At 45.5% G+C, this 22,966-nt stretch carries 16 protein-coding genes and 2 tRNA genes; 14 read left to right on the top strand and 4 right to left on the bottom strand.

The genetic code is table 11. From position 1 onward, the window contains the following. Nucleotides 1–96: 96 nt before the first annotated feature. A tRNA-Trp gene (locus ACTNA4_RS02500) sits at nucleotides 97–167 on the top strand. Between the two features lie 262 nt (nucleotides 168–429). Continuing rightward, nucleotides 430–900, top strand: coding sequence for an Lrp/AsnC family transcriptional regulator (locus ACTNA4_RS02495; RefSeq protein WP_441028399.1), 471 nt, complete (start codon nucleotides 430–432; stop codon nucleotides 898–900). 88 nt (nucleotides 901–988) lie between these two features. Here ACTNA4_RS02495 and ACTNA4_RS02490 read toward each other — a convergent pair. Further along, a tRNA-Trp gene (locus ACTNA4_RS02490) sits at nucleotides 989–1,059 on the bottom strand. A gap of 536 nt (nucleotides 1,060–1,595) precedes the next feature. Here ACTNA4_RS02490 and nrdD point away from each other — a divergent pair. From nrdD to ACTNA4_RS02445, 9 genes are all read left to right on the top strand, one after another. After that, nucleotides 1,596–3,785, top strand: a complete 2,190-nt coding sequence (nrdD, locus tag ACTNA4_RS02485; RefSeq protein ID WP_427820232.1) for an anaerobic ribonucleoside-triphosphate reductase — start codon at nucleotides 1,596–1,598, stop codon at nucleotides 3,783–3,785. A 105-nt stretch (nucleotides 3,786–3,890) separates the two neighbouring features. Further along, on the top strand, nucleotides 3,891–4,391 hold the full coding sequence (gene nrdG / locus ACTNA4_RS02480; RefSeq protein ID WP_441028397.1) for an anaerobic ribonucleoside-triphosphate reductase activating protein: 501 nt from the start codon (nucleotides 3,891–3,893) through the stop codon (nucleotides 4,389–4,391). Beyond that, a complete protein-coding gene (gene thiE / locus ACTNA4_RS02475; RefSeq protein ID WP_441028395.1) occupies nucleotides 4,384–5,022 on the top strand; it encodes a thiamine phosphate synthase in 639 nt (212 codons plus the stop codon). The genes nrdG and thiE overlap by 8 nt, the downstream gene beginning before the upstream one ends. Continuing rightward, complete coding sequence (locus ACTNA4_RS02470) at nucleotides 5,019–5,675, top strand: HAD family hydrolase (RefSeq protein WP_441028393.1); 657 nt, start codon at nucleotides 5,019–5,021, stop codon at nucleotides 5,673–5,675. Before thiE ends, ACTNA4_RS02470 begins: the two co-directional genes overlap by 4 nt. An 18-nt stretch (nucleotides 5,676–5,693) precedes the next feature. Next, the gene (gene thiD / locus ACTNA4_RS02465; protein ID WP_441028391.1) at nucleotides 5,694–6,500 is read left to right on the top strand and encodes a bifunctional hydroxymethylpyrimidine kinase/phosphomethylpyrimidine kinase; all 807 of its coding nucleotides are present in this window, start codon (nucleotides 5,694–5,696) and stop codon (nucleotides 6,498–6,500) included. After that, nucleotides 6,497–7,522 carry a threonine aldolase family protein gene (locus ACTNA4_RS02460; protein ID WP_441028389.1) on the top strand — a complete coding sequence of 342 codons (1,026 nt, stop codon included), beginning with the start codon at nucleotides 6,497–6,499 and terminating at the stop codon, nucleotides 7,520–7,522. Before thiD ends, ACTNA4_RS02460 begins: the two co-directional genes overlap by 4 nt. A gap of 276 nt (nucleotides 7,523–7,798) precedes the next feature. After that, nucleotides 7,799–8,362, top strand: a complete 564-nt coding sequence (locus ACTNA4_RS02455; protein WP_441028387.1) for a MarR family winged helix-turn-helix transcriptional regulator — start codon at nucleotides 7,799–7,801, stop codon at nucleotides 8,360–8,362. A 1-nt stretch (nucleotide 8,363) separates the two neighbouring features. Then, nucleotides 8,364–10,760, top strand: a complete 2,397-nt coding sequence (locus ACTNA4_RS02450) for an ABC transporter ATP-binding protein (RefSeq protein WP_441028385.1) — start codon at nucleotides 8,364–8,366, stop codon at nucleotides 10,758–10,760. Next, nucleotides 10,753–12,576 (top strand): ABC transporter ATP-binding protein, encoded by a 1,824-nt coding sequence (locus ACTNA4_RS02445; RefSeq protein ID WP_427807412.1) that lies wholly within the window; start codon nucleotides 10,753–10,755, stop codon nucleotides 12,574–12,576. Before ACTNA4_RS02450 ends, ACTNA4_RS02445 begins: the two co-directional genes overlap by 8 nt. A 54-nt stretch (nucleotides 12,577–12,630) precedes the next feature. Here the strand turns inward: ACTNA4_RS02445 and ACTNA4_RS02440 are convergent, their stop codons facing one another. From ACTNA4_RS02440 to ACTNA4_RS02430, 3 genes are all read right to left on the bottom strand, one after another. Beyond that, a complete protein-coding gene (locus ACTNA4_RS02440) occupies nucleotides 12,631–14,277 on the bottom strand; it encodes a SulP family inorganic anion transporter (RefSeq protein ID WP_427820222.1) in 1,647 nt (548 codons plus the stop codon). A 163-nt stretch (nucleotides 14,278–14,440) separates the two neighbouring features. Next, the gene (locus ACTNA4_RS02435) at nucleotides 14,441–16,054 is read right to left on the bottom strand and encodes a CTP synthase (protein ID WP_427807408.1); all 1,614 of its coding nucleotides are present in this window, start codon (nucleotides 16,052–16,054) and stop codon (nucleotides 14,441–14,443) included. 243 nt (nucleotides 16,055–16,297) lie between these two features. After that, nucleotides 16,298–17,776, bottom strand: coding sequence for a DUF1846 domain-containing protein (locus ACTNA4_RS02430; protein ID WP_427807406.1), 1,479 nt, complete (start codon nucleotides 17,774–17,776; stop codon nucleotides 16,298–16,300). A gap of 151 nt (nucleotides 17,777–17,927) precedes the next feature. Here ACTNA4_RS02430 and ftsH point away from each other — a divergent pair, with 151 nt between their 5' ends. The 3 genes from ftsH to hprK all read left to right on the top strand — a co-directional run bounded on the left by ftsH (nucleotide 17,928) and on the right by hprK (nucleotide 22,948). After that, nucleotides 17,928–20,024 carry an ATP-dependent zinc metalloprotease FtsH gene (ftsH, locus tag ACTNA4_RS02425; protein ID WP_441028383.1) on the top strand — a complete coding sequence of 699 codons (2,097 nt, stop codon included), beginning with the start codon at nucleotides 17,928–17,930 and terminating at the stop codon, nucleotides 20,022–20,024. A 91-nt stretch (nucleotides 20,025–20,115) separates the two neighbouring features. Then, nucleotides 20,116–22,005, top strand: coding sequence for an excinuclease ABC subunit UvrC (gene uvrC, locus ACTNA4_RS02420; protein ID WP_427807402.1), 1,890 nt, complete (start codon nucleotides 20,116–20,118; stop codon nucleotides 22,003–22,005). Nucleotides 22,006–22,024: 19 nt separating this feature from the next. Then, the gene (gene hprK / locus ACTNA4_RS02415) at nucleotides 22,025–22,948 is read left to right on the top strand and encodes an HPr(Ser) kinase/phosphatase (protein ID WP_441028380.1); all 924 of its coding nucleotides are present in this window, start codon (nucleotides 22,025–22,027) and stop codon (nucleotides 22,946–22,948) included. The last annotated feature ends 18 nt before the right edge of the window (nucleotides 22,949–22,966 follow it).

Below are 22,966 nucleotides of genomic sequence, written 5' to 3'. Positions count from 1 at the left end.
AAATCTAAATAGGTAATTTGGAAATTATTATTGACAAAAGTGTCTGTTCATGATATAAATATCAAGTAGCCTTTTTTGAGGTAAATAATTGAATATAGGGGATTGGTCAAATGGTATGACAGGAGTCTCCAAAACTCTTAGCGGGAGTTCGATTCTCTCATCCCCTGTCAGATAAAGCACTGATAATGTTGAACTTGTAACATTTAAGTGCTTTTTTGTTTGTTAGATAAAAAAATTGTGTTCGTGAAAAAGAGTATGAAGGAAATACTTTATTGACAGAATAATTGATGGATGTTATCATACAGAATATTAACGAATATTTGCACAAAGATGTACTTTGCTATAAAAGCAGTACATCTTTTTTCTTTTCCCAAGATATAACAAGGATTAGACACTACAGAACTTAAAATCGACTGGAGGCAAAAACTTATGAAAAATCATGAATTAGATTCTGTTGATCACACAATTTTAAATATCTTACAACAAAATGCCAAGCTTCCACTTAAAGAGATTGCGGAAAATGTTTATTTATCTGTACCTGCAGTGTCGGCAAGAATCGAAAAAATGGAAAAAGAAGGTTATATCACAGGGGATCAGGCACAGGTAAATCCTATTGCATTGGGTTACCATATCAAAGCTTTGATTAATCTTGAGGTTCCTCCGGAAGAGAAAAGTGTATTTTATCCATATATCAAAGAATGCTTAAATGTCGTTGAATGCAACTGTGTAACCGGAGAGTATTCTATGGTGCTGGAAGTATTATTTCCAAGCACCGTGGAGCTTGATAAGTTTATCGGTGAATTGCAACGCTTTGGAAGAACTAAAACCCTTATAGTTTTTTCAACTTCTGTGGAACATAGAGGAATTCCGGCAAACCCGAATGAGATAGTACGTGAATGATCTTTTTTTGTAAGAGAAAGTAAAATAATCATTGTATCAAAAAAGCACTAAATACGCTGAACCGCAACATATTTAGTGCTTTATCTGACAGGGGATGAGAGAATCGAACTCCCGCTAAGAGTTTTGGAGACTCCTGTCATACCATTTGACCAATCCCCTATGTATTGAATTGATTTGCGTGAAATCATACTGTATTCTTATACCATAGTTTGTAATATTTGTCAATCAATATCTTTGAAAATAGAGTGCCGGGAAGTAAAAAAATAATGGGAGTGAAAGTTGAGGTTTACGTGCTAATCTGTAATTATTTTGTTTTAGAACGTAGTGGTTGGGGAGTATTACGTTTTGTTTTCAATTTGTTGCTGTATTCGCTATACTAGTATATCGGCTTGGTCATTAAGCTGAATTAAGATAATCAGAAAATAATGTATTTCATTTCGAAGTTCTTGAGTTGTATATGTACGTTGGTAGACACCGATATAATTGGCAGAAATTATTTTTGATTCAAAGATAAGAGTTGCAATTTTCTGAAAAAATGTGGAAATGAAGAATTTTAAAAATATGGCGATTTGCTCTTTTATTTTGCCATGGATTGGTGTATGATAGATAACGTAGCCACCAAATATAGTGGAGAAACGCAAAAGTGACGCAACATTTGGTAGATGTTGATAGGGGTTAAAGGTAAGGAGAAATATATGGATACAGTAGTAAAAACAAGGGTTATCAAGAGGAATGGGGAAGAAGTATCATTTGATCAGACTAAGATTGTGAATGCGATTGAGAAGGCTAATCAGGAGATTGCACCGATTCATCAGATGAATCAGCATCAGATTCTGGCGATCGCAGATACCATTGCTCAGAAGGCAGAAGAGATGACACATGCTGTTCATGTGGAAGATATACAAGATATGGTAGAGACCGGAATTATGGAGATGCGTGGGTATGAGGTGGCGCAGAAGTACGTGCGCTATCGTTATAAGAGAGAACTGACTCGTAAGTCCAATACTACAGATAATGGAATTCTGTCTCTTCTGGAACACATGAATGAAGAAGTGAAGCAGGAAAATTCGAATAAGAATCCGGTCATCAATTCGACACAGAGAGATTATATGGCAGGAGAAGTAAGTAAGGATCTGACTCGCCGTGTCCTTTTGCCGGAAGAGATTGTACGTGCACATGAAGAAGGAATCATCCATTTCCATGATATGGATTATTTTGCACAGAAGGAACATAACTGTGATCTGATCAACCTGGAGGATATGCTTCAGAACGGAACGGTGATCAGCGAAACGATGATTGAGAAACCGCACAGCTTTTTTACTGCTTGTAATGTCACCACACAGATCGTAGCACAGGTAGCCAGCAACCAGTATGGCGGACAGTCATTTACACTGTCTCATCTGGCACCGTTTGTGGATGTGAGCCGTCAGAAAATCCGTAAGAGTGTGATTGAGGAGAGAATGGAATCCGGTGAATCACTGGATGAAGGAATCATCAAAAAAGTGACAGAGCGTCGTCTCCGTGAGGAAGTGAAGAGCGGAATCCAGACGATCCAGTATCAGCTGATCACGCTGATGACCTGTAACGGACAGGCACCGTTTGTGACTATGTTCATGTATCTGGATGAGGTCCCGGAAGGACAGACCAGAGATGACCTTGCGATGATCATTGAAGAAGTACTGATCCAGCGTATGCAGGGAGTTAAAAATGAGAAGGGTGTCTGGATCACTCCGGCTTTCCCGAAACTGATCTATGTGCTGGATGAGGATAATATCACAGAAGAATCCAAGTACTGGTATCTGACAGAACTGGCAGCAAAATGTACCGCAAAACGTATGGTTCCGGATTACATTTCCGCAAAGAAGATGCGAGAACTGAAGCAGGGCGATGTGTACACCTGTATGGGATGCCGTTCTTTCCTGACGGTAGAAGATTCTCAGCGCAATCCGGATGGAAGCCACAAATACTATGGAAGATTCAATCAGGGAGTTGTGACGATCAATCTTGTAGACGTTGCATGTTCTTCCGAAGGGGATATGGATAAATTCTGGGAAATCCTGGATGAGAGACTGGAACTTTGCCACAGAGCACTCCGCTGCCGCCACGAACGTCTGCTTGGTACCGTTTCAGACGTGGCTCCGATCCTCTGGCAGCATGGAGCACTGGCCAGACTGAAAAAGGGAGAGAAGATCGACAAACTGCTTTATAACGGATATTCAACGATTTCGCTGGGTTATGCAGGACTTTATGAAATGTGCGTGCGCATGCTCGGTAAATCACATACAGATCCAGAGGCGAAGCCATTTGCACTGGCTGTTATGCAGAGACTGAATGATAAATGTAAAGAGTGGAAAGAGGCAGAAAATATTAGTTATTCTGTTTACGGAACACCGATGGAATCTACAACCTACCGCTTTGCAAAATGCCTGCAGCGCCGGTTTGGAATCATTCCGGGTGTAACGGATAAGAATTATATTACGAATAGTTATCATGTTCATGTGACCGAGCAGATCGATGCATTCCAGAAGCTGAAATTTGAATCTGATTTCCAGAAATTATCACCGGGCGGGGCAATCAGCTATGTGGAAGTTCCGAACATGCAGAATAACATTCCGGCAGTTCTTACAGTTATGAAATTTATTTATGACAATATTATGTACGCGGAACTGAATACCAAGAGTGATTTCTGCGAATGCTGCGGATATGATGGAGAGATCCAGATCGAAGAAGATGAGACAGGAAAACTGATCTGGAGATGCCCGAACTGTGGTAATACCAATCAGGATAAGCTCTTTGTGGCAAGAAGAACCTGTGGATATATCGGAACGCAGTTCTGGAATCAGGGACGTACACAGGAGATTAAGGACAGGGTGCTGCATTTGTAAAAAATGATGATAAGCAGAAAGAAGTCAGACTGATGTTTGACTTCTTTCTGCTAATCCATAGACTGATTCATGTGAAATTTGAAAAAGCATTGTAGGTGATATGTCATGAATTATGGGAATATAAAAGAGTGTGATATTGCAAACGGGCCAGGCGTCAGGGTCAGTTTGTTTGTCTCCGGATGCAGACACCATTGCAAAGGCTGTTTTAACGCGGAGACCTGGGATTTTGCTTATGGAAGTCCATTTACCGAAGAGACGATGGAAGCACTTCTGGAAGCGCTGAGACCGGATTATATTCAGGGATTTACGCTTCTTGGAGGAGAACCTTTTGAACCGGAGAATCAGCAGGTGCTGGTAAATGTACTGAGGCGTATCCGGGAAACGTATCCGGGTAAGAATATCTGGTGTTATACAGGATATTTGTATGATGTCGATCTGATTCCCGGTGGAAAAGTATTTACGGATGTGACAGAGGAAATGCTTTCTTATGTAGATGTATTGGTGGATGGACCATTTGTGGAAGCGGAGAAGGATTTGACGCTGGTATTTCGGGGAAGCCGGAATCAGAGAATACTGGATCTGAGGCAGGTAAGAGAAAATGGATAAGAACGATTTGTTATTATATGCGGTGACGGACCGGAACTGGCTTCCGGAAGGAGAGACTCTGGAGGAGCAGGTGGAGAAGTGCCTGAAGGGAGGTGCGACCTGTATTCAGCTTCGGGAGAAGCATCTGAGTGAAGAAGAATTTCTGGAAGAGGCACGAAGAATGAAGGCGGTGTGTGCAAAGTATCATGTGCCGCTGCTGATCAATGATAATGTGGAGATTGCTCTTGCCGTGGATGCGGATGGCGTTCATGTGGGGCAAAGTGACATGGAAGCGGAGGATGTACGTGCGAAACTGGGGCCGGACAAGATCATCGGGGTTACGGCGAAGACGGTGGAGCAGGCACTTCTGGCTGAAAAGCATGGAGCGGATTATCTGGGATCCGGTGCTGTGTTCGGTACCAGTACCAAGGAAGATGCTTCGAAAATGGATCATCAGGTTCTGAAGCAGATCTGTCAGGCCGTGCAGATTCCGGTTGTTGCGATCGGAGGAATCACAGAGGAAAATGTGGCAGAGCTGGCGGGAAACGGAATCTGTGGAGTTGCAGTCGTCAGTGCGATTTTTGCGAAGAAGGATATTGAGGCCGCAACAAGAGAATTGAAGAAGCGTACGGAGGAGATGGTGAAAGCATGATGCAATATGCGATTTTTGATGTGGACGGAACACTTCTGGATTCGATGTTTATCTGGGAAGAAGCTGTAGACAGGACTTTGAGACAGAAGGGGATCGTTCCGGAAGAGGGACTGATTGATGCAATCATGCACATGAGCATGGAAGAGGGTGCTGCTTATGTGAAGGAGAGGTATCGGCTTCCGGAGTCTTCCGAGGAGATTCTGACAGGGATCGTTGCGGTTGTAGAACAATTCTACCGGGAAGAGGCGGGATTCAAGAAGGATGTACGGGCTCTTCTGGATGAATTCAAGAATCGTAATGTGAAAATGGTAGTTGCCACTTCGGGGAGTGCGGAACTGGCCGGAGCGGCACTTGAGCGTCTCGGGGTCCGGGATTATTTTTTGAGGATTTTTTCCTGCGGAGAGATCGGCGCCGGGAAGACGCAGCCGGATATTTTCCTGAAAGCGGCGGAAACACTGGGAAGTACTCCGGAGGAGACCTGGGTGTTCGAGGATGCAATCCATGCGGTCAGAACGGCGAAACGGTGTGGCTTTAAGGTGACTGCAATCTATGATGAGAGCAGCAAAAAAGACTGGGAAGAAATCAGGTCTCTGGGGGATGTGGTTCTGGAGGAAGCGGATTCTTATATGAAGTTCTTCGAGGAACAGGAATAGCAGAAAGGAAAATGTGAGATGAAAACAGCATTAACAATAGCAGGCAGTGATTCCAGCGGAGGAGCCGGTATCCAGGCGGACATTAAGACGATGACGGTTAACGGGGTTTACGCCATGAGTGCGATTACGGCATTGACGGCGCAGAATACGACCGGTGTCACGGGGATTATGGAAGTGACACCCGATTTTCTGGAGAAACAGCTGGATGCGGTTTTTACGGACATCCGGCCGGATGCGGTGAAGATCGGGATGGTTTCCGGAAAGACATTGATTGAGACGATTGCAGACAGGCTGGAAGCGTATCATGCGGAAAACATTGTTGTGGACCCTGTGATGGTTGCCACAAGCGGGGCAAGGCTGATCAGTGAGGAGGCAATCGGCGCGCTGAAAGAGAGGCTTCTTCCGATGGCGACGGTATTGACACCGAATATTCCGGAAGCGGAAGTGCTTGCCGATATGCAGGTGAAGACGGAGGAAGATATGGTAACTGCGGCAGAATCGATCAGCAGGAGATACGGCTGTGCAGTTCTGCTTAAAGGAGGACATCAGCTGAATGATGCCAATGATTTGCTTTACCGGGAGGGAAGCTTAAAATGGTTTTGCGGAAGAAGGATCGATAATCCGAATACGCACGGAACGGGATGTACCTTATCCAGTGCAATCGCGGCTAATCTGGCGAAGGGATTTGATCTGGATACATCGGTGGAACGGGCAAAGGAATATATTTCCGGTGCGCTTGCGGCAATGCTGGATCTGGGAAACGGCAGTGGGCCGATGAACCATGCATTTGCGGTTACCGGAAAATTTACGGAGGAACAGTCATGATATTATTTAACAGTGATTATACAGAGGGAGCACATCCCAGAATTTTGGAAAAACTGATGGAGACGAATCTGGAACAGACTCCCGGATATGGCGAGGATGTTTACTGCGAGGCGGCAAGGGAAGCTATTCGGAAGGTATGTGATGCGCCGGAGGCGGATGTTCATTTCCTGGTGGGAGGAACACAGGCGAATTTTACCGTTATTTCATCGGCTCTGAAATCATATCAGGGCGTCTTGTGTGCGGATACCGGTCATATCAATGTACATGAGACCGGTGCGGTGGAGGCCTGCGGACATAAGGTTCTTGCACTGCCGGGAAAGGACGGCAAGATCACAGCTGAGCAGATCCGGAATGCGTATGATCTGCACTGGAGCGATGAGTCTCATGAGCACATTGCGCAGCCTAAGATGGTATACATTTCTCATCCGACAGAGCTTGGGACTTTGTATACGAAAGATGAACTGGAAGAAATCGGACGTGTCTGCCGGGAGTGCGGCCTGTATCTGTTCCTTGACGGGGCAAGATTGGGGTATGGTCTGATGGCTCCGGGAACGGATGTGACGATCGAGGATATTGCAAGAATCTGTGATGTATTTTATATTGGCGGTACGAAAGTTGGCGCGCTGTTCGGGGAAGCCGTTGTGATCGTGAATCCACGGCTGAAGCCGGATTTCCGGTACAGCATCAAGCAGAAAGGCGGCATGCTTGCAAAGGGGCGCCTTCTGGGAATCCAGTTCCTGGAGCTGTTCAGGGATGGGCTGTATTTTGAGATTGCAAAGCATGCAATCGATATGGCGATGATTTTAAAGGAAGGGTTGAAAGAGAGAGGGTATTCTTTCTTTATGGACAGCGAGACGAACCAGCAGTTTATTATTATCGAGGATGAGAAGCTTGAGAAGATCCGTGAAAAATACGGAGTGACGTATCAGCAGAGATATGATGAGACGCACAGCGTAATTCGGCTTTGTACCTGTTGGGCTACGAAGGAGGAGAATGTGAGAGCATTTCTGGCGGATCTGTAAATATGAAAATGTGAGATTTGGATAGGAGATCCTGTTTGTGAGAATATATGGCCTGGGGGCACATTTTCCCACAAACAGGATTTTTAGTTGTCATGAATACGTCAAAAAGGTCCGTGGACCCTTTTGGGTTTTTGGGGATGAAAATAAAGTTAAATATCTAATTAAATAATGCACAGAAATTATAATAAAAGTATAAAATCTTTACTCATACAATTGACACTTCTGTACATAAGTCATAGAATAACCGTTAGACATCTAAGCATTGGAGGTGAAAGGATGTATCAGGATGAGCGGAGAGGCGGCGATGTCATCGGTATGTGTGGTGACAAAAACATACCATTGTTGTTTTTGATGCATCAGGTGTTTCATATGAATGTGCAGTCTGTTATTCACTTGATAGAACCTTTGAAGATCAAGCCGGGACAGGCCGGGATCTTGCTATTCCTCAGAAAAGCGGGACCGCTCTCGCAGCGTGAGATTGCGGATCATATCGGGGTGAAGCCGCCGTCTGTGACGGTGGCGATCCAGAAGCTGGAGAAGCTGGGGTATGTGGAGCGCAGACCGGATACGAAGGATCAGCGTATCGTGAATATTCAGATCACGGATAAGGGGATGGAGTGCACGGAGAAGTTAATGTTATTTGTGGAACAGGCAGATGCGGTGCTGTTCAAGAATATGAGTGTAGAAGAGAAGCTGCTGCTCCGGCGTTTGATGCTGCAGATGCGGGAAAATCTTTTTTCTGTAAAGGAGATTAATCTGAAAGAATTAATGGAAACATGTCCCCATATGGATCAGACAGAAAAGGGATATGTGAAAACGAGAAGAAAGGATCGTTGTTGATATGAGAAAATTATTGAAACATTTGAAACCGTATACGGCGACCATTGTTGTTATCATCGGTTTCCTGATTGTTCAGGCAACCTGCGATCTGTCACTTCCTTCTTATACTTCTGACATTGTAAATGTGGGAATTCAGCAGGGAGGAATTGACGAGAAGATACCGGAAGCTGTTACCGAAGAGGAGATGGAGAGGCTGCTTTTGTTTATGAGCAGGGAGGATAGCGAACGGGTGCTGGAGGCGTATGAGCTGAAGACGGCGGATACCGGATATGACTGTGAAGGCAGTGTTTATGTTCTGAAGGAATCAGCTGCCGAAGACAAGGAAGAAGTGCAGGAATTGTCGGAAATCCTGGGACAGCCGATGCTGCTGGTATCCGGATTTGAGTCTGATAGCGATACAACCAAACAGATGGAAGTATCGATGAAGGACAACATGAAAGCAGCCATTCAGTCACAGGCGGAGGCAAAGGCAAAGAAAGCCGCCTCTCAGATGACAGAAGAGGAGAAGGCTGCTCTTGAGGCAAATCCGGAGCTTGCTAAGAAACAGCAGGAAGAAATGCAGGCGCAGATTGAAGCGCAGATGCAGAAGATTGATGAAGCGGATATGTTCGAAATTCTGGGAATGCTCTCTGAGGATCAGAGAGAAGAGATGGTAGCACAGATTGCAGAAAAAATGGATGATATGCCGGATTCGATCGTGGAGCAGGCAGCTACGGCTTATATAAAGACTGTGTATGAAAAGCTGGGAATGGATACGGAACAAATTCAGAACAGCTATATTCTGAGAACAGGTGCGAAGATGATCGGCCTAGCATTTCTTGGAATGCTTGCCAGTGTGATGGTGGGACTTCTGGCATCCCGTGTTGCGGCTAGAACCGGACGTGACTTAAGAAGCAGGGTATTCAAGAAAGTAGTCGGATTTTCAAACGCGGAATTCGACCATTTCTCAACGGCATCCCTGATTACAAGGAGTACCAATGATATCCAGCAGATTCAGATGCTGGTCGTTATGTTACTGAGGATGGTAATGTATGCACCGATCATGGCAGCAGGCGGAATCATCAAGGTATTCCGGACCAATGTCGATATGTCATGGATCATCGGACTTGCGGTTGTGCTCATACTTCTGCTTGTGTTGGTATTATTTATCGTGGCAATGCCGAAATTCAAGATTTTGCAGAACATGGTGGACCGTCTGAATCTGGTAACGAGGGAGATTCTTACCGGACTTTCTGTTATCCGGGCGTTCAGTACGGAGAAATATGAAGAGAAGCGTTTTGATAATGCAAACAAAGATCTGATGAAGACAAATCTGTTTGTAAATCGTGCGATGACATTTATGATGCCGGTCATGATGCTGGTCATGAATGGAATTACGATTCTGATCGTCTGGAACGGGGCGCATGGAATCGATAACGGAAATATGCAGGTCGGTGATATGATGGCATTTATCCAGTATACGATGCAGATCATCATGTCGTTCTTAATGATCTGTATGGTGTCCATCATGCTCCCGAGAGCGGCGGTCGCTGCAGATCGTGTAGATGAAATTCTTGCGAGTAAAACAGCAATCGAGGATCCAGAGAATCCGGAAACACTCCCTGCAGGAAGTAAAGGAGAAGTGGTGTTTGATCATGTAAACTTCCGCTATCCGGGGGCCGAGGAGGATGTGCTTCATGATATTCATTTCACGGCAAAACCTGGACAGACGACAGCGATCATCGGAAGTACTGGAAGCGGAAAGTCTACGCTCGTCAACCTGATTCCGAGATTCTATGATGTGACAGGCGGAAGGATCCTGATCGACGGAACCGATATCCGGGAAATCACTCAGCATGAGCTTCGGGACAAATTGGGATATGTTCCGCAGAAAGGGGTACTGTTCTCAGGTACGATCGAATCCAATATTCTTTACGGAAATCCGGATGGAACGAAGGCGGAGATGGAAGAGGCGGCTTCGATTGCCCAGGCGACAGAATTTATCGAAGAGAAGCGTAAAAAATATGACAGTCCGATCGCTCAGGGCGGAACCAATGTCTCCGGAGGACAGAAACAGAGATTGTCCATTGCGCGTGCGATCGCGAAGAAGCCGGATGTCTTTATTTTCGATGACAGCTTCTCCGCGCTGGATTATAAAACCGACGTAACGCTGCGGGCTGCCTTGAAGGAAAAGACGCAGGACAGTACCGTTATTATTGTGGCGCAGAGAATCAGCACGATTCTCCATGCAGAACAGATCATCGTTCTGGATGAGGGAAGAATAGCGGGAATCGGTACACATAAAGAGCTTTTGAAAAACTGTGATGCATATTATCAGATTGCTTCTTCGCAGTTGTCCGAGAAGGAACTTGCGGGAGATATGGGAACGACCGGAAAGGAGGAGATGGCGCATGCCTAGACACGGAGGACACGGACCGATGAAATCAACGGAAAAAGCGAAAGATTTCGGCGGGACTATGAAAAAACTGATCAATTACATGAGTGTATATAAAATCGGCATTTTCTTTGTCGCGGTATTTGCAATCGGAAGTACCGTTTTCAGTATATTGGGTCCTAAGGTTCTTGGAAAAGCGACGACGGAGATCTTTAACGGACTGATCAGCAAGATATCCGGAGGCGACGGGATTGATTTTGGGAAAATAGGAAAGATACTGATTGCGCTTCTCTGCCTCTACGCGGTAAGTGCGCTGCTGTCTTTCCTGCAGGGATTTATTATGACAGGAATATCACAGAAAATGACATACCGCATGAGAAAGGAAATTTCCGAGAAAATCAACCGCCTGCCAATGAAATATTTTGACAAGACGACACACGGAGAGGTACTCTCCAGAGTGACGAATGATGTGGATACGCTCAGCCAGAGTCTGAACCAGAGTGCAACGCAGTTGATCACTTCTGTGACAACGCTCATTGGTGTTCTGGTGATGATGCTGAGCATCAGTCCACTGATGACGGTCGTGGCACTTTTGATTCTTCCAATCTCTATGATATTTGTATCTACGATCGTAAAGCATTCTCAGAAGTTCTTTAAGAGCCAGCAGGAATATCTGGGACATATTAATGGACAGGTGGAAGAGGTTTATGGCGGACACAATATTGTAAAGGCATTCAACAAAGAAAAGGATGTGATCCGAACCTTTGATGAGACGAATGAGATCCTTTATCAGTCGGCGTGGAAATCACAGTTCCTTTCCGGTATGATGATGCCGATCATGCAGTTTGTCGGCAATCTGGGATACGTCGGTGTTTCGATCCTTGGAGGATATCTGGCAATCCGCAAAACAATTGAAGTGGGTGATATCCAGTCCTTCATTCAGTATGTGCGTTCTTTTACCCAACCGATCCAGCAGGTAGCGCAGGTCGCGAATATGCTGCAGTCTACGGCGGCAGCTTCCGAGCGAGTATTTGAATTCCTTGGAGAAGAAGAAGAGGACCAGGTTGTGGAACATCCGGTTTCTGTGGAGGGGCTGGAAGGAAATGTCACGTTCGATCATGTACAATTTGGTTATAATCCGGATCATGTGATCATCCATGATTTCTCGGCTGAGGTACATCAGGGACAGAAGATTGCCATTGTCGGTCCTACAGGAGCCGGCAAGACCACGATGATCAAACTGCTGATGCGTTTTTATGATGTGAATAAGGGAGCGATTCTGGTTGACGGACATAATGTCAGGGATTTCAACAGGAGTGAGCTCAGGGAAATGTTCGGAATGGTGCTTCAGGACACCTGGCTGTTCAACGGAACGATTGAGGATAATATCCGCTACGGCAAGCTGGATGCGACACATGAGGAAGTGGTAGCGGCCGCGAAAGCGGCACATGTACACCGGTTTGTACAGACTCTGCCGAACGGGTACCAGATGGAACTAAATGAAGAGGCGAGCAATGTGTCCCAGGGGCAGAAACAGCTTCTTACGATCGCAAGAGCGATTCTGGCGGATCCGAAGATTCTGATTCTGGACGAGGCAACAAGCTCTGTTGACACCAGAACGGAAGTCCAGATTCAGAAAGCAATGGATAACTTGATGAAGGGAAGAACCAGCTTTGTAATCGCACATCGTCTCTCAACGATACGGGATGCGGACCTGATTCTGGTGATGAAGGACGGAGATATTATCGAACAGGGAAGGCATGAAGAATTGCTTGCGAAAGGCGGCTTTTATGCCGAGCTATATAATTCTCAGTTTGAATCTGCTTCAAGCTGTGCATAGAGAAAAAGCGGGCGATGTCCATATGACATCGCCCGCTTTTTCAATGGAAAGATTTTATATTTGGATCAGTTTTTCTGCGCGTTCCAGAGATTCTTCAATATTGCTGCAGAAATTCTCTTTTCCGGCCATTTCCACAAAGCCGGCTTTATTCAGTGCATTCATAGGCTGTTCATTTACATGAGAGAAGATTATCGTAATGTTGTCTTCTTTACATTTTTTCCATAAATCAATCAGAGAGTTCATGGCTGTGCTGTCTAATGCCGGAACACCGCGCATACGGAGTATCAGACATTTGGTTTTGCTATGGCAGATGATTTGTTCGATGGAGTCAGCTGCGCCAAAGAAGAGCGGACCATTGATTTCGTAAACGCTGATCTCACGCGGAAGTACGCGAAGCTGACTATTTACTTCTTCACTGTCGTCATCTGCATAGGTCCATCCTCTTATACTTGTCTCATCGCTCATGCGCTTGATAAATAACAGACATGCAAGAAGCATTCCGATCTCGATTGCAACTACAAGGTCGAAGACGATGGTGAGGATAAAGGTAATGACAAGAACTGCGATGTCGCTCTTTGGGGCAGTCTTTACCAGACGAACAAACGGTCTCCACTGGCACATATTGTATGCAACAATGAAAAGAATCGCAGCGATTGTCGGCATAGGAATCATTCCGGCGAATGGCATCAGGACGACAAGAACCAAAACCAGAGTGATAGAATGTACCATACCGGCAATCGGAGTGCGGCCACCGTTCTTGATGTTGGCAGCAGTACGTGCAATGGCTCCTGTTGCAGGGATTCCTCCGAAGAATGCAGAAGCCATATTGCCGGCGCCCTGGGCAATCAGTTCCGTATTGGAACGGTGTTTGCTGTTGATCATTCCATCGGCAACCACACAGGAGAGAAGCGATTCGATGGCTGCCAGCACTGCGATGGTAAATGCATCCGGAAGTGCGGTGCGTATCATTTCAAAGCTCATGGACGGCAGATGGAATGACGGCAGACGGTTACTGATGGTATACAGATCCCCGATGGTATTGACCTTCAGAGGCAGGAATCTCACCATCAGGATTCCGACGATCACGGCAATCAATGATCCCGGGATTTTCTTAGCAAAATATGGAGCGATGATCAGGACGGCAAGACTGACGAGGCCGACGATTACGGCATGGATGTTCAGGGTAGAGATATTTTGGATAAATGCTTCCAGTTTCTCCATAGTCTCGATCGGCTTCACGCCTTCCGGATAGGTGAGACCACAGAAGTCTTTGAGCTGTCCAATGACAATCGTTACGGCAATTCCTGCGGTAAATCCGGTAGTGATTGTAAATGGAATGAATTTGATTAAGCTGCCAAAATGGCAGATACCCATAATGACCAGAATGATTCCGGCAAGGATGGTTGCCGCAGCGAGGCCGTCGGTGCCGCTTTTGGCGACAATACCGGCTACGATGGTTGCAAATGCAGCGGTCGGCCCGGCGATTTGTACTGCACTACCCCCGAGTGCAGAGATAACGAATCCGGCTACGATTGCGGTGAAGATTCCGGCTTCCGGCCCCACACCGGAAGCAAGTGCAAGTGCGATAGAAAGCGGAAGCGCAATAATAGCCACAATAATGCCAGCTGTTACATCCTTGATGAACTGTGAACGGTCATAGCCTTTCAGGGTTGTAAGCAGCATTGGTTTGAAAGTTCCCATGTTTACTTGTTCCTCCTTTAGATAAACTTTTGTAGTTCCCGAAGTGAATATATCCTTCTGGTTCATAACTCCCAATATAAGTATATCAAAGGGAAAATATGTGGTAAAGAAAAAAAGTGCCCGAAGTGGCAAACTTCAGGCACTAAATCAAATACATAAAGGATTAGTTCTTAGAAGACTGGTAGTCCAGTGCGGCTTCTACAAAACCTTTAAACAACGGATGCGGTTTGTTTGGACGAGACTTTAGTTCCGGATGAGCCTGAGTCCCGATGAACCATGGGTGGTCTGGAATCTCGATCATTTCCACGATCCTTCCGTCCGGAGATAAGCCGGAGAGCTTCATGCCGTTCTTTTCCAGCACATCACGGTAGTCATTGTTGACTTCGTAACGGTGGCGGTGCCGTTCGGAAATCTCTTTCTTGCCGTAGAGCGAGTAGGCCTTGCTTGTCTCATCAAGAACACAAGGGTAAGATCCCAGTCTTAAGGTTCCTCCAATATTTTCCACGCCAATCTGATCCGGCATAATATGGATGACAGGATGCGTGGTGTCAGGTTTCAGTTCCACACTGTGTGCATCGTGATATCCGACCACATTTCTTGCAAATTCCACAATGGAAAGCTGCATGCCAAGACAGAGACCGAGAAATGGAACTTTGTGTGTGCGGGCGTATTTGATTGCTTCGATCTTTCCGTCTATACCGCGGTCTCCGAAACCTCCCGGCACGAGGATACCGCTTACATCGGATAGGATCGTATCCACATTCTCCGGAGTTACCGTTTCTGAATCCACCCATTTAATATTTACGGTAGTATGACTGTAAATACCGCCGTGCTTTAAGGCTTCTACTACACTGATATAGGCATCGTGGAGCTGGATGTATTTTCCGACCAGTGCTACAGTCACTTCCTGAGTAGGATGCTTCAGACAGTCTACCATCTCTCTCCAGTCCTTGAGGTCCGGCTCCGGACATGGAAGATGAAGGGATTCGCACACAACTGATGCGAGGTGTTCCTCCTCCATGGCAAGCGGTGCTTCGTAAAGATACTCTACGTCCAGATTCTGGAGAACATGGCTTGCAGGTACATTACAGAACAGGGCGATTTTGTCCTTGATGCCGTCGTCCAGCGGATGTTCGGAACGGCAGACGAGAATATCCGGCTGAATGCCCATTCCCTGGAGCTCTTTTACACTTGCCTGAGTCGGTTTGGTTTTCATTTCCTGAGAAGCGCGAAGATACGGAATCAGGGTTACATGGATCAGGATGACATTTTCATGCCCCATATCATGCTGGAACTGACGAAGCGATTCCAGGAAAGGCTGACTTTCGATATCGCCTACGGTTCCGCCTACTTCAATGATTGCAATCTCTGTGTCGGTAGCGGTTGGGTTTCTGTAAAAACGGCTTTTGATTTCGTTTGTGATATGGGGAATGACCTGGACGGTTCCTCCTCCGAAGTCTCCCCGGCGTTCCTTCTGCAGAACAGACCAGTAAATTTTACCGGTTGTAACATTGGAATTTCTGGTAAGACTTTCATCAATAAAACGTTCATAATGTCCGAGATCGAGATCGGTTTCCGCACCGTCATCGGTTACGAATACTTCTCCGTGCTGTACCGGATTCATGGTTCCCGGGTCAATGTTGATATATGGATCGAATTTCTGCATGGTGACCGTGTAGCCGCGTGCTTTTAAAAGACGACCGAGGGATGCTGCTGTGATTCCTTTGCCGAGACCGGATACAACACCTCCGGTGACAAATACATATTTTACTGCCATAATAACCTCCTTATACTATACTGCTCATACCATTACTATATTTTTTCTCTAAAAAAAGCGAAAAAAACCATAAGATATCAATCTTTGGCTTCCTCGTCAAACCCGGTTCGAAATGAAACCGGTAAATAATATAATTGTGAAATAAAATACTTTAAAAGTATACACCCAATCCACAGGAAAATACAATCTTTTTTTGCAGACTGGGTGTAAAAAAATCACAAAGTTTGAATGGTGAATTTGTGCTTATTGGTAAATTGGTTTTTTCTCATATTTCGGCTCAGAAGTTGTCTGAATAGAAAGCTTCTGAAACAGGCGGACATCCACATTTGCCAGCATGACAGAGGTGTGCGCCTGACAGCCTTTCAGCTTCGGAATCTGATTCAGGGCAAGTTCTGCAACAGGGTCAGTAGAAGCGCTGATGGAAAGTGCGATCAGGACTTCGTCGATGTGAAGACGCGGATTGCGGCTTCCAAGATATTCTGTCTTGACTTTCTGAATCGGCTCGATTGCTGCCGGAGAGATCACATGTACACTGTGATCAATGCCTGCAAGCTCTTTTAATGCATTCAGAATCAGGGCGGCTGAAGCACCGAGAAGTTTGGAAGTCTTACCGGTTACGATTTTCCCGTCCGGAAGCTCCAGTGCTGCGGCAGGTCCGTCGGTCTCGGCGGCTAGATCCAGTGCGGCATCTACTACCTTGCGGTCGTGTACGGTAACGCCAGCCTGATTCATAAGAAGTTCAATTTTATAGGCTTCTTCACGTGGACAGCTTCCGGCAAGAAAGCGGTCCATAGTATGATAATAACGGCGGATGATCTCCTGCTTGGATGCCTCGCGGCAGACTTCATCGTCGCAGATACAGTTCCCGGCCATATTGACACCCATATCAGTTGGAGATTTGTAAGGACTACTTCCGTAGATGCGCTCAAATATTGCACAAAGTACCGGAAAAATCTCTACGTCACGATTGTAGTTGACTGTGGTTTCTCCATATGCTTCCAGATGGAACGGATCAATCATGTTGACATCGTTCAGATCGGCCGTCGCAGCCTCATAGGCAAGATTGACTGGATGTTTGAGCGGTATGTTCCAGATCGGAAATGTCTCAAATTTCGCATATCCAGCGTGGATTCCGCGTTTGTGTTCGTGATAGAGCTGGGAGAGGCATGTCGCCATCTTGCCGCTTCCCGGTCCTGGTGCTGTGATAACAACCAAGGGGCGAGTGGTTTCAATATAATCATTCTTACCGTATCCTTCGTCACTGACGATCAGTGGTATATTGGAAGGATACCCTTCTATCATATAATGAATATAAACTTTAATTCCCATCTTTTCCAGACGTCCTTTGAACAGATGTGCACTGTTCTGACCGGAATATTGCGTGATTACAACACTTCCTACATAGAGGCCGTTTTCTTCAAAGGAGTCCTTCAGACGCAGAACGTCTGTGTCATACGTGATCCCCAGATCACCGCGTACTTTGTTTGCTTCTATGTCGGCAGCGCTTATGACGATGACGATCTCGGCAGTATCTGAAAGTTCTTTAAGAAGGCGGAGCTTGCTGTCCGGCATAAAACCGGGAAGAACTCTGGCTGCATGGTAGTCATCAAAAAGCTTTCCACCGAATTCGAGGTAAAGCTTGTTGTCAAATTTATTGATACGTTCACGAATATGTGAAGACTGCATGCTAAGATATTTTTCATTGTCAAATCCGATTTTCATTGGTTACCATCCCTCTCTGCGTGTATTTTTGACATTCCACTTAACAGTATACTATAGTATATGTCATTTTTACAATCTTTTCATAATCTTTTTATTGATTTATGTTTTTGAGCTACTTATAATAGAAGAGATGAAAACTAGGAGGATACTTATGAATAATCAAAATAACAGGAATAATCCTAACAATAGAAACGGAAACCCTAATAATAAGAACAATCGTCAGGGAATGAATATGCTGATTTTCATACTTCTTCTTGTTGCAGTTCTTATGTTTTCCTTTTTCCAGATGCGTGATGACGATAATGCGCAGGAAATCTCTTATGACCGTTTTATGGAGATGGTTGAGGACGGAGAAGTGAAGGAAGTTGTGATTGAATCAGACCGGATCGTGATCAAACCGAAGAGCGAGAGTGAGATCGCAGCGGAGAAGGATAAGGCAACTGATGAGAGCGGAGTGGTTGAGGGTGCTGTAAAAGAGAATCAGGAGGAAGATAAAAAGAGTATCTTTGCTTCTGAAAAAGAGTATTATACTGGAGTTGTAGATGATCCGAACCTTACACAGAAACTGCTGGATGCCGGCGTGAAGCTCAGCCACGAGATACCGGATTCTACACCATACATTGTTATGAACCTCCTTGCAACAGTGCTTCCGTTCGTATTTCTGATCGGGATGGCCATCTATCTGATGAGAGGAATGTCGAAAGGCGGCGGAGTGATGGGAATCGGTAAGAGCAATGCCAAGATGTATGTGGAAAAGTCTACCGGTGTTACATTTAAGGATGTTGCCGGACAGGATGAGGCAAAGGAATCTCTGCAGGAAGTAGTAGATTTCCTTCATAAGCCGGGGAAATATACCGGTATCGGTGCGAAACTTCCGAAAGGTGCACTGCTTGTGGGACCTCCGGGAACAGGTAAGACTCTTCTTGCGAAAGCGGTTGCTGGTGAGGCGAATGTGCCGTTCTTTTCTTTGTCCGGTTCTGCGTTTGTTGAGATGTATGTCGGTGTAGGTGCTTCCAGAGTGCGAGACCTTTTCAAACAGGCTCAGCAGATGGCTCCGTGTATCATCTTCATCGATGAGATCGATGCAATCGGTAAGAGCAGGGACAGCCAGCTCGGCGGAAACGATGAGCGTGAGCAGACGTTGAATCAGCTTCTTGCGGAAATGGATGGATTCGATACAAATAAAGGGTTGTTGCTTCTTGCAGCTACGAACCGTCCGGAGATCTTGGATCCGGCGTTGCTTCGTCCGGGACGTTTTGATCGTCGGATCATCGTTGACAAGCCGGATCTGAAAGGACGAATTGATGTCCTCAAGGTACATTCGAAAGATGTCAAGATGGATGAGACCGTGAATCTGGAAGAAATTGCGCTTGCAACTTCAGGAGCGGTGGGATCAGATCTTGCAAATATGATCAATGAGGCTGCCATCAATGCAGTGAAGAACGGGCGTCAGGTTGTATCACAGGCAGACCTTTTTGAGGCAGTGGAAGTGGTTCTTGTAGGTAAGGAGAAGAAGGACCGGATCATGAGTCAGAAAGAGCGCCGGATCGTGTCTTACCATGAGGTGGGACATGCCCTGGTAAGTGCTCTGCAGAAGGACGCTGAACCGGTGCAGAAGATTACAATCGTTCCAAGAACGATGGGAGCGCTCGGGTATGTAATGCATACACCGGAAGAAGAGAAGTTCCTGAATACCAAGGCAGAACTGGAAGCGATGCTGGTGGGAATGCTCGCGGGCCGTGCCGCGGAAGAAATCGTGTTCGATACGGTAACGACTGGAGCGTCCAACGATATTGAGCAGGCAACCAGAATTGCACGTGCTATGGTTACACAGTATGGTATGTCAGAGAAATTCGGCTTGATCGGTCTGGAATCAGTTCAGAATCGTTATCTGGACGGACGTCCGGTCATGAACTGCGGAGAAGCAACAGCTTCTGAGATTGATCAGGAAGTCATGAAAATGCTGAAAGGGGCTTATGCAGAAGCCAAACGTTTGTTATCCGAGCATCGTGATACAATGGATCAGATTGCTGAATTCCTGATTCGTGAAGAGACGATTACCGGAAAAGAATTCATGAAGATCTTCAGAAAATGCGAAGGAATTCCGGAGCCTGAAGAAGATGAGACGAAAAAAGCAGGAGAACTTCCTGCAAAAGAGAAGGAACAGAGACTTCTGGATCAAGAAAACAATTCAGAAAATGAAACTGAAAAAGATGAGGATGGATTCATTCTTCCTAAGAACAGATAAATAGAAGTATATTTTGCGGCGGTCAGCTTGATTTTAGCGGACCGCCGTTTTGTCACTTGTATTATTCCCTACGGACAAGTATAATAGGACTATGGAAAATCAGACATTTATTATTGAAGAAGAATTAAAGAAACTGCCCGGACGTCCGGGCGTTTATCTGATGCATGATGAAAAGGATGAGATCATTTATGTAGGAAAGGCGATCAGCCTGAAGAATCGTGTCCGGCAGTATTTTCAGAGTAGCCGTAATAAGGGTGTGAAGATTGAACAGATGGTGACACACATTACTCGTTTCGAGTATATTGTCACAGATTCTGAGTTGGAAGCGTTAGTGCTGGAATGTAATTTGATCAAGGAATACCGCCCGAAATACAATACCATGCTGATGGATGACAAAAGCTATCCTTTTATCAAAGTTACGGTAAATGAGGCATACCCGAGAATTATGATGGCCCGTCAGATGAAGAAAGATAAGGCTAAATATTTTGGCCCTTATACGAGTGTGACTGCAGTGAAGGATACGATTGAACTGGTACGGAAGCTGTATCATTTGAGAAGCTGCAACAGAAGCCTTCCCAAGGATATCGGAAAGGAGCGGCCGTGCCTTTACCACCATATCAAGCAATGCGATGCTCCATGTCAGGGGTATATTTCTCAGGAAGAATACAAAAAGTCGGTAGATGAGGTGCTGAAGTTCCTGAATGGAAACTATGAGAAGATACTGGGAGATCTGGAACAGAAGATGATGGAGGCATCGGATAATCTGGAATTTGAGAAAGCAATCGAATACCGGGAACTGATCGGAAGTGTTAGACAGATTGCCCAAAAACAGAAGATTACAGATACAGGAGGAGAAGATCGGGATATTATTGCGCTTGCGAGAGAGCAGGAGGATGCGGTGATCCAGGTATTTTTTATTCGCAGCGGCAGGCTGATCGGACGTGATCATTTCTATCTCAGAATTGCAAAAGGAGATGGAGTAAGTGAGATCCTATCCAGTTTTATCAAACAGTTTTATGCTGCTACACCTTATATACCGGGAGAGCTGATGCTTCCGGAAGAACCGGAAGACCAGGACATTCTGGAACAATGGTTGGGGCAGAAGAGAGGGCATAAAGTGCATTTGCGGATCCCAAAAAAAGGAGAAAAAGAGAAGCTTGTGGAACTTGCCGCAAAGAATGCGCAGCTGGTTCTTGCAAAGGATAAGGAAAGGCTGAAGAGAGAAGAGGGAAGAACGATCGGGGCGGTCAAGGAGATTGAGAGTATTCTGGGACTTCAAAATATTTTGAGGATGGAGGCTTTTGATATTTCCAATACGAATGGATTTGATTCAGTGGGATCCATGGTAGTATATGAGCGTGGAAAACCGAAACGTAATGATTACAGAAAATTTAAGATCAAAGGAGTTCAGGGAGCAGATGATTATGCCAGTATGAGAGAAGTGTTGACCAGAAGATTCCTTCATGGACTGGATGAACAGAAGAGTGGGAAGGAACTTGGAAGTTTCCAGGTATTTCCGGATCTGATCCTGATGGACGGAGGAAAAGGTCAGGTGAATGTGGCGCTGGAAGTTCTGGATGAACTGCATCTTGCGATTCCGGTCTGCGGCATGGTAAAGGATGACCATCACCGGACCAGGGGATTATATTATAATAATGAGGAACTGCCAATTGATCGAAATTCAGAGGCTTTTCGGCTGATTACCAGAATCCAGGATGAAGCACACCGTTTTGCAATTGAATTCCACAGAAAGCTGCGTGGACAAGGCCAGGTTCATTCGATTCTGGATGATATCCCCGGTATCGGACCGGCAAGGAGAAAAGCGCTTATGAAGAATTTTGTGGGATTGGATGAAATAAAAAAAGCTGAAATAGAAGATTTGAAAAAAATTCCATCTATGGATGAAAAATCGGCACGAAGCGTGTATAATTTCTTTAGGAGTGACACAAAAGATCAGGATGAATCCCTGGAAAAAAGATAAAGGAAAAGGAGAACGGACAATGGGAGTTGAGTTACAGAGAATCGTGGAAAAAATGAAGTTGAAGAATCTGACACCGGAAGTGGATCTGACAAAACGTGAAGTAAAGATTCCGGATATCAACAGACCGGCACTTCAGCTGGCAGGTTTTTTTGATCATTTTGAGTCTCAGAGAGTGCAGATAATCGGATATGTGGAGTATACGTATCTGGAGACACTGTCAGAGGAGCAGAGAGAAAAGATCTATGTTACGTTGATGTCTTATGGCGTTCCTTGCTTCATTTTCTGTCGGGAATTGATGCCGGACAAAGTATTTCTTGAGAAAGCAGTGGAAACAGGGACTCCGGTGTTTATTACGGACAAGCCGACTTCGGCATTTACAGCGGAGATCATTCGCTGGTTGAACGTAGAACTTGCACCTTGCATTTCTATACACGGCGTTCTGGTTGAGGTGTATGGTGTCGGTGTCCTGATTATGGGTGAAAGCGGAATTGGAAAGAGTGAGGCTGCGCTGGAACTGATCAAGAGAGGACATCGTCTTGTAACGGACGATGTGGTTGAAATCCATAAAGTCAGTGATGATACTCTGGTCGGAATGGCACCGAATATTACAAGACATTTTATTGAGCTGAGGGGAATCGGAATCATTGATGTGAAAACTTTGTTCGGTGTACAGAGTGTGAAAGAAACACAGAATATCGATCTGGCGATTACGTTGGAAGACTGGAATAAGGATAAAGAGTACGACCGTCTTGGACTTACAGAAGAATATACGGAATTCCTGGGCAACCGCATTGTTTGCCATAGTATTCCGATTCGTCCGGGAAGAAATCTGGCAATTATCGTCGAGTCGGCAGCTGTCAACCATAGGCAGAAACAGATGGGGTATAACGCTGCTCAAGAATTATACCGGCGTGTTCAGGAAAATCTGCAAAAAAGTAATTAGATAAAAGAAGGAGAAAAG

It is taken from the genome of Bariatricus sp. HCP28S3_A7, from assembly GCF_052066375.1.
GTDB lineage: Bacteria > Bacillota > Clostridia > Lachnospirales > Lachnospiraceae > Allocoprococcus.
The sequence above is the reverse complement of the archived record's forward strand: the minus strand, read 5'-3'. Positions and strand labels throughout refer to the sequence as shown.